Source organism: Spirochaetaceae bacterium (genome assembly GCA_009784515.1).
In the GTDB taxonomy this organism is placed as follows: Bacteria; Spirochaetota; Spirochaetia; order WRBN01; family WRBN01; genus WRBN01.
The window spans coordinates 1-8,023 of record WRBN01000085.1 but is presented as its reverse complement, the minus strand read 5'-3'; the positions used below and the strand labels follow the sequence as shown (position 1 = coordinate 8,023).

Sequence of the window (8,023 nt, the reverse complement as noted above, 5' to 3'; positions counted from 1 at the left end):
GAGGCGACTGGAAAAGCCTTAAACACATTATCGATTATTTACTTAAAGATGAAGAGATGAGTAAAAAATTTGATAAAGCTTTAAAAATAGCCATGAACACTCACTTAAGGCCGGTAGAGGAACAAGATGGGTATTTAGCGTTAGCTTATACTTTATTAGAAGAAGCTTACAATAACCGGCATGGTAAAGCTTTAAGATTTTTGTTTGATTACTTAGCCAAAGAAGAAGCTGATGATGAAGACGATAATGATGAGGATGAAATGAAGTTACCTCCGGTCAAAGTGAATAACAAAGCTAAACCTGCCCCAAGCTCTGTTAAAGCTAAGCCGGAGGATAAGAACAATCATCAAGCCAAGCCGGTAGCAGAAACTAATAATAACGCCAAACCGGTTAATGATGACGACGAAGATTGGCTTAATATGGATTATTTAACTGGGGCTTTTAAACAGATGTTAGACGGCGAAGAACCTCCGGCCGGCTTTAGAGAAAAAGTAGCTAAAAGGATAGAAGCGGCCGAATTAAAAAGTAATAATTAGGAATTAAAAACTTTTGCCTCTTTCAATTATTAATTATTAATTATTACTTTACAAGCATATTTTTTCATTTATACCGCAACTTGCTTAATAGCAATAAAAGCCTCTTCTTCACCGGCCTCTACCGCCGTTAAGTTATCGGCCTGCTGCCAATTAGCGCTAACCGTTAAGGTTTCGGCTTTAATAAGCTCGGTAAAACCGGTAAAAGCGGCCTTTACTTTATCGCTGCCAAAGATGGTAAGGGTAATACGGTCGGCAATATCAAAGCCGCTTTCCTTACGCAGGTTTTGTATGGCCCGCACTATATCACGCGCCATACCTTCGGTGCGCAGGGCTTCGGTAATTTCGGTATCTAAGGCTACCGTTAAGCTGCCCTCGCTGCTGGCTTTTAAATTACTTTTCTCGGTACGGGTTACAATAATATCGGCTTCGGTAAGTTCTAGTTCGGTAATTTCCGAGCCATTAAAACTTAGCATTAACTTAGCGCCTGCTAAAAGGGCTACTATTTGTTCATCGCTAAGTTTTTCTATCACCACAGCAGCCGCTTTCATATCGCCGCCCAGCCGTTTGCCTAATATTTTAAAGTTAGCTTTGGCGCTGTAGTTTACCAAGTTTTCTTCGTTGGCCATTATTTTAATTTCTTTGATATTTAATTCTTCGGCAATAATATCGCGCATTTCTTGCAAGATAGCACGTTCTTTATCACTGCGAGTTACCAAAAATAAACGTTGTAAAGGCAGGCGATTCTTTAAGTTATGACTGTTACGTAAACTATGACCCATGGCTACCGTCTTCATAGTTAGCTTCATTTTATTTTCTAAATCTAGGTTACGCAGCTCGTCTTCTAAGGCAGGCCAATGGGTTAGGTGCACACTTTCGGCAGCAACAGCCGGCTTGAGGTTTTGATAAATTTCTTCGCTTACAAAAGGCATAAAAGGAGCTACCAATTTACATAAAGTAAGCAAGGTGGTGTGTAAAGTGCTGTAAGCCTGTAATTTATCGCTGTCGTTATCGCTCTTCCAAAAGCGGCGGCGGCTGCGGCGAATGTACCAGTTATTTAAATTATCGATAAACTTAGTAATAGCTTCGCAGCTTTTTTGCACCTCGCCGTTATCGGTATAAACAGTAAGCTCGCTCACTAAACCGCGCAAGCTGCTTAACAACCAACTATCAAGGATATGGCTCGGATTTTCCTGAGTTTTATCAACTTTAATGCCATCAATATTGGCATAAGTTACAAAAAAGCTGTAAGCATTCCATAATGGGATAAGCACACTTTTTAATACATCACGCACGCCGTCATCACTAAAGCGCAGGTCTTCGCCACGTGTTAATGGGCTGGCGATAAGGTAAAAACGCACGGCATCGGCGCCGTAATTATGGACAATCTCCAGCGGGTCGGTGTAATTACGTTTACTTTTACTCATCTTTTGACCATCGGCAGCCAGCACAAGGCCGGTGGTTATAACCATTTTGAAGGCCGGGCTTTGCTTGAGGGCGGCAGCAATCACGGTAAGGGTATAAAACCAGCCGCGTGTTTGGTCGATACCTTCCACAATGAAATCGGCCGGAAAATTCTGGGTAAAATCGTCTTTATGCTCAAAGGGATAATGAACTTGGGCATAAGGCATACTGCCGCTTTCAAACCAGCAATCAAAAACTTCGCTGATACGGGTCATGGTTTTGCCGCACTCCGGGCAGGTGAAAGTAATTTTATCGACAAAATGTTTGTGTAAATCATCAGGTTTTTGGCCCGATAGTTTTTCTAGTTCGGCAACACTGCCGATAGCTACACGATGGCCGGCCTCGCAGGTCCAAACCGGGATAGGGTTGCCCCAAAAACGGTTACGGCTTACGGCCCAGTCGCGGGCATTTTCCAGCCATTTACCAAAGCGGCCTTCTTTTAAATGAGCCGGTATCCATTTTATTTGCGCATTGGCGGCTAACATATCGGCCTTGATTTTAGGCACATCAATAAACCAGCTGCCGATAGCCCGATAGATAAGCGGAGCTTCGCAACGCCAGCAGTGCGGATAGTTATGGGTGTAACTTTCTTTAGTAAAGAGTTTGCCTTCGCTATCCAGCCATTTGGTAAGGTCGTTATCACAATCTTTCACAAATCGGCCCTGATAATCGGGAATTTCCGCAGTAAACTTGCATTCGCCATCTACCGGGCAAAGAACGGGCAGGCCGCTGTCCTTTAAAATAAGGTAGTCATCTTCACCAAAACCCGGTGAAATATGCACAATACCGGTACCGTCGCTATCGCTGACATGGTGGCCAAGCCGTACCTGAAAGGCGCCGTCATTTTTTAAGCCGGCAAAGTAATTAAAAAGCGGTTGGTAAGTTAAACCCACTAACTCGCTACCCATACCTTGCCACACAATTTGATAGTTGCCTTCATCTTTAAAGTAATGAGACAGGCGACTTTTAGCTAAAATATATTCATCATTTTTATTATCTTTTACTTTAACATATTCTACCTCGCCGCCAACGGCTAAAGCAAGGTTGCTGGGTAATGTCCACGGGGTAGTCGTCCACGCCAGTAGGTAAGTGTTAGCGGGGCCATCTACCTTAAAACGCACGGTAACGGTTTGCTGGGTTACCATTTTGTAGCCGCCCATATTAAGTTCGTGGTTGCTTAAGATGGTGCCGCAGCGCGGGCAGTAAGGTAATATATAATAACCTTCTTTAACTAAATTTTTATCCCATAACTCTTTAAAGACACTCCAGATAGATTCCATATAAGACAAATCCATTGTTTTATAATCGTTATCAAAATCTACCCAGCGGCCCAAACGGTTAATATAATTTTGCCACTCATCGGCGTATTTTAGCACCACACTGCGGCATTTTTCGTTAAATTCGGCAATGCCATAGGCCTCAATATCGGGCTTCCCATTAAGGCCAAGCTCTTTTTCGGCCTCGTTTTCTACCGGCAAACCGTGGCAATCCCAGCCAAAACGCCGTTCTACCTTAAAGCCGCGCATAGTTTGGTAACGGCCAAAACTATCTTTTAAGGCGCTTTGCACAAGGTGGCCGTAATGCGGCAGACCGGTAGCGAACGGCGGACCATCGTACATAATATAATTTGGTGCATTATCACGATTTATTATAGATTTTTTAAAGATATTATTTTGCTGCCAAAACGCTAAAATTTGTTCTTCTTGGCCGGCAAAATCGGCTTTGTTGTTTACTGGTTTATACATAATAGCTTAGCTTAGCAAAAAAGACAACTTATGGCAAGGCCGCCGCCGGCTTTTAACGAGCTAGCAAAATGAAAAAACAAAGCTAAAGTGAGCAACTAAAGCCACGATAACTTAAAACGTAAAAAAATTGAGCTTTAATAGCCTTAGACGAATACAACTCTTCACTTCTGATAATGTATATTCTGTCTAGTGAAACGTATTTAGTGATAACCTACTTAACGGCTAAATTATATTGACACTATTTAGAAATAATTATAAAATATTACTAAGGACTAACAAATGTTTAAATTTATAGGTAGTAACGGTTTTTTACTGGTAATTGTCTTATTAGTATTTGCTTTTTGGCTTTTTAGAGCAGTTTCCAACGCCGGCGGCCGAACCTCTCCCGAAGCCGCCTTACAAATAATGAACCAATTAGGCGATGATAATTTTATCTTACTTGATGTGCGCTCTTTAGCCGAATTTAACCAAAGACATCTTAGAGGCGCTAGCGTTATCCCTCTTAATGAGCTGGCCGGCCGTGCTGAAAATGAACTACCGCATAAAGATAAAGCTATCTTTATTTACTGCGCCTCTGGCAATAGATCGGCACAGGCAGCGCGTACTTTAAAGAATCTTGGCTATACCCGTGTTTACGATACCGGCGGAATTAATGGCTGGCCTACAAATTTGCAGCAATAATTTTTGCTAATGTATAAGTGATATTTTTATGAAAAAGTTTCTTATTTTATCAATTATTACCATTGCAGCGACAGTCATAGCTTCAACGTTGTTTGAACTTTTTGCGCTTATAGATGTACCGGAATTTATGCTTGTAACCAGATTTTTATTAGGGCTTGTTGTTTCACTTGTAACCCCGCTTGCTGGTTTGTCTTTATTTATGGTCATTTTCTTCCCTCCCCAATCCTCCTTACATAAATCATTTGCTAAAATTTTAAAAACTATTTTGGTAATAGTTATAACTTTTTCCATAACATCACTGGTTCTTAATCTTTATATTTTTAATTAATTGACCTCTTACTTAACGGCCGCGAGCGGCTAAAAATATTTACGTTTTCTTAAGATAAAAATGGCGATACCGGTAAGGCTTAAAGCTATACCCATTAAGATGGGAAAAGCCAAACCGTAGTGCTCCATCGGTAAATCGACATTCATACCATAAATGCTGGCTATGCTGGTGGGAATGGCAATAAGCAAAGCTAAACTGGCTAATTTCTTCATGATAGAGTTTAAATCGTTGTTAATAACAATACCAAAAACATCGATTAAAGTTTTAAGCAGCCGTACATAAATGGTGGCTATCTCGGTAGCCTCTTTATTCTCCACATTAATATCGTTTAGCAAGCTAACTTCATCTTCACTCCACACCCAATAACGACTGCGTTTAAGTTTTTCCATTAAGCCATCATTACTTTGTAAGGCCGTTATATAATATTGTAACGATTTATTAATGGGCAGTATCCCCACAATCTCGTTACCGGAATGAGTTTGATGTAAAGTTTTTTCTATATCATCTATCTGCTTTTTTAAACCTTTTAAAAAATGTAAATATTCATAGCTATTGCGCAGCATAATACTTAAGATAAAGGCCAGCTCGCTATCGGTATTAAGGATTGGCCCCCTAAAATGTTCATCAAAAACACTTACTTCTTTACTGCAAACAGTTAAAATTTTGTCTTGCACTAAAATAATACCTAAAGGCACAACGTTGTAGTTTAGCCTGCTGTGCGGGCTATGGGTGGCCAGCCGGGCAATAATAAAAATACCCTGCTCTATTAGCTCGAAATGCGAAAGTTCGTCGGGGTTCATTACGTCTTTTAGTAGTTCAATATCAAGGTTGTATTGATTGCTAAGGCCCGCAAGTTCGTTTTCGCTGGGCTCTATTATATGATACCAATCGCGCTTGATACCGGCAATTTTTAGGCTTTTTGTGTAAATCATAACTGCTCCGGTTATAATATACAAAATTATGGAGGGATTGTCATTAATAGATTATAGAAAATGCTGCAAAACTACCACACAAGACTATAGGTTTTGACTGTGCGGCACGAACCACATGAAAATAAATGGTTATTTTTCTTTATTACAGTAAAATCTGAATAACTTCTATCATAAAAATGATTGTCGATAAAATTATAATAATCAACGGTAATAATCTTTCAATTTTAGTTAGCTCAAGTTTTGGGGAATGTTTTTTTAAATATTCCCACTCTTTAGCAAAAATTGGCATTTCAAAGGCTTTTTCTAACTCTAGAATAACGGCATCATATTTAGCTTGTGCCAGCAAACGGTAATGATTAATAGTAAGCCCCCAAATAAAGGCTATGGCTATAGCTATAAGGGGCAAATATATATTACCGCCTTCATTTAGGCCCATTAAAGCATAAATACCTACAATTAAAGTGGTATAAAGCATATTCATTTTAAGACGTTTATTTTCATTATTGGCACTACTTTCTACCATTATACGGTAAAGCTCGAGGAGTTCTTGTTTTTTAGCGTCCATTGGTAACCTCTTTCAAAAAGTATTACAAACTTTTATCCTTGACAGAAAAGTTATATAAAGCTATAGTTCTGAATAAGAAAGCCTTAAGGCTTTGGTAAACAGAAATGCCAAATTACAAGGGAAAAACCCAATCAAAACCTAAGGTTTTGTGTAAGGAGGTGTAAAAAATGTGTATAAGTGAAAAAACACTAATACGAGCATTACTGTTTGCTGCATTCTTGCTCGTATTAGCACTCGAAAAGCTATATTAGAAATATAGTTTACATTTCTTAGGTTGGCCACCCGCCAACCTAAGTTTTTATAGGGGTAGTATAATAAGTTTTAGGGCTGTTGTCAAGGTTTGGAGATGATTTTTGTTTAATTTATTTCACTCTCTCTAAATGTTAAGATAATTGTTAACCATATAAATTACGCAGTTGTATATATTATGAAAATAATATATCATGAACGTTAAGAGGTAAAAGTATGGATATAAATTTAATTCTTATTTCGATATTAATAGCTTTTATAGGCGGATTTATAGGAACTTTTTTTGGAGCTTTTTTTGTCTCTTGGAAGAAAGAAAGCAAGATGAAAGGTGTACGAAAAATTGCAAAGAAAGGTTTAGATATAATTAAAGAGTATGCAAAAGACGGAAAGACCTATTGTATTGCTCAAAATGATTTTAATAACAAAATAAATATTACGGAAAAGAGAATAATATTAGTTTGTCTTCATAAGTTAGGTGTTCCTGTTGAAAACTCTATAGGAAATAATTTTGATATTAGAAATATAAGATTTTCATCAAAAAAAATTGATAAGACTGAAATTGAAAGTATGGAATTGCAAATTAATAATGGGTATTGCGACCACTTATTTTATGCAGATGTTGATACATATTTTACAGAAAATGCGAAAATTAAGACAATACGGAATATAGCTAAAAAATACATTGAAACTGTATTTGCTAAAACAAAACGGAACAAGGATAAACTAAACTATCCACAAGATTGGATTAATAATTTTACTCATGGCGAACATAGAGCTATAAACGCTTTTATAGGGGGATTAATAAACGATCGTTATTTTGATAACTCAACAGGAGAACCTATTAAAGAGCATATAGATAAACTTATTGTAGAAGTGGAAAATGGTTTATGGGATACGACATTGGAATGGGATTACGATGCTTACTGTAATATACGGGCACAAGAACGACTTGCATTAGATTTGAGTGGTTCGTTTTTACAGCAGCAAGAAAATAAAAAACTTGAAGCTACATAATATAATTAGACGCGAAAAATTTTTCTTTTTTCTTCCAATAAATGCCATACCTGTGCTATAATTATTAACGGAGGCAAAATTCAACTATGCAAAGAACAAAAAATTATACAAACCGTGTGCTTCAATTTGGTGAAGGCAACTTTTTACGCTGTTTTATCGATTGGCAGCTAGATATTTTAAATGAAAAACAAGGCCTAGATGCCGGCGTTATCGTGGCCCGCCCTATCTCAAGCGCTATGCCGTCTTTAAATACCCAGTCGGGCCTTTACACCACCATCATTAGGGGTTTAAACGAAAAAAACGAACCGGTGGAAGATTTTAGGCTTATTCAATCTGTTAATAGCGAAATTTCTATTAACGATGACTATGATAACTTTTTAAAGATAGCGGCCAGCCCTACTTTAAGGTTTATCTTTAGTAACACCACAGAGGCCGGTATTGTTTACGAAGAAGGCATTAATTACACCGATAAACCGCCCAAAAGTTACCCGGCTAAGCTGGCCCGCTTTTTG

General features: G+C 38.3%; 8 protein-coding genes. 4 read left to right on the top strand and 4 right to left on the bottom strand.

The genetic code is table 11. From position 1 onward, the window contains the following. Positions 1 to 536: hypothetical protein (locus tag FWE37_08370; protein MCL2520993.1), on the top strand; the 536-nt coding region annotated here is incomplete at its 5' end. Positions 537 to 604: 68 nt separating this feature from the next. Here the strand turns inward: FWE37_08370 and ileS are convergent. Then, positions 605 to 3,742: an isoleucine--tRNA ligase gene (gene ileS, locus FWE37_08365; GenBank protein ID MCL2520992.1), complete on the bottom strand. Its 3,138-nt coding sequence runs from the start codon at positions 3,740 to 3,742 to the stop codon at positions 605 to 607. 279 nt (positions 3,743 to 4,021) lie between these two features. On the opposite strand from ileS, the gene FWE37_08360 reads away from it, so the two are divergent. Continuing rightward, positions 4,022 to 4,423 (top strand): rhodanese-like domain-containing protein, encoded by a 402-nt coding sequence (locus tag FWE37_08360; protein ID MCL2520991.1) that lies wholly within the window; start codon positions 4,022 to 4,024, stop codon positions 4,421 to 4,423. Positions 4,424 to 4,429: 6 nt separating this feature from the next. On the opposite strand, the gene FWE37_08355 is transcribed toward FWE37_08360, so the two are convergent. The 3 genes from FWE37_08355 to FWE37_08345 form a co-directional block, all read right to left on the bottom strand. After that, complete coding sequence (locus FWE37_08355) at positions 4,430 to 4,714, bottom strand: hypothetical protein (GenBank protein MCL2520990.1); 285 nt, start codon at positions 4,712 to 4,714, stop codon at positions 4,430 to 4,432. Positions 4,715 to 4,780: 66 nt separating this feature from the next. Continuing rightward, a complete protein-coding gene (locus FWE37_08350; protein MCL2520989.1) occupies positions 4,781 to 5,683 on the bottom strand; it encodes a magnesium transporter CorA family protein in 903 nt (300 codons plus the stop codon). A 142-nt stretch (positions 5,684 to 5,825) separates the two neighbouring features. Beyond that, positions 5,826 to 6,248, bottom strand: a complete 423-nt coding sequence (locus tag FWE37_08345) for a hypothetical protein (protein MCL2520988.1) — start codon at positions 6,246 to 6,248, stop codon at positions 5,826 to 5,828. Between the two features lie 465 nt (positions 6,249 to 6,713). Here FWE37_08345 and FWE37_08340 point away from each other — a divergent pair, with 465 nt between their 5' ends. Next, complete coding sequence (locus FWE37_08340; protein ID MCL2520987.1) at positions 6,714 to 7,511, top strand: hypothetical protein; 798 nt, start codon at positions 6,714 to 6,716, stop codon at positions 7,509 to 7,511. Positions 7,512 to 7,597: 86 nt separating this feature from the next. After that, on the top strand, positions 7,598 to 8,023 hold a 426-nt coding region (locus tag FWE37_08335; GenBank protein ID MCL2520986.1), incomplete at its 3' end, for a tagaturonate reductase.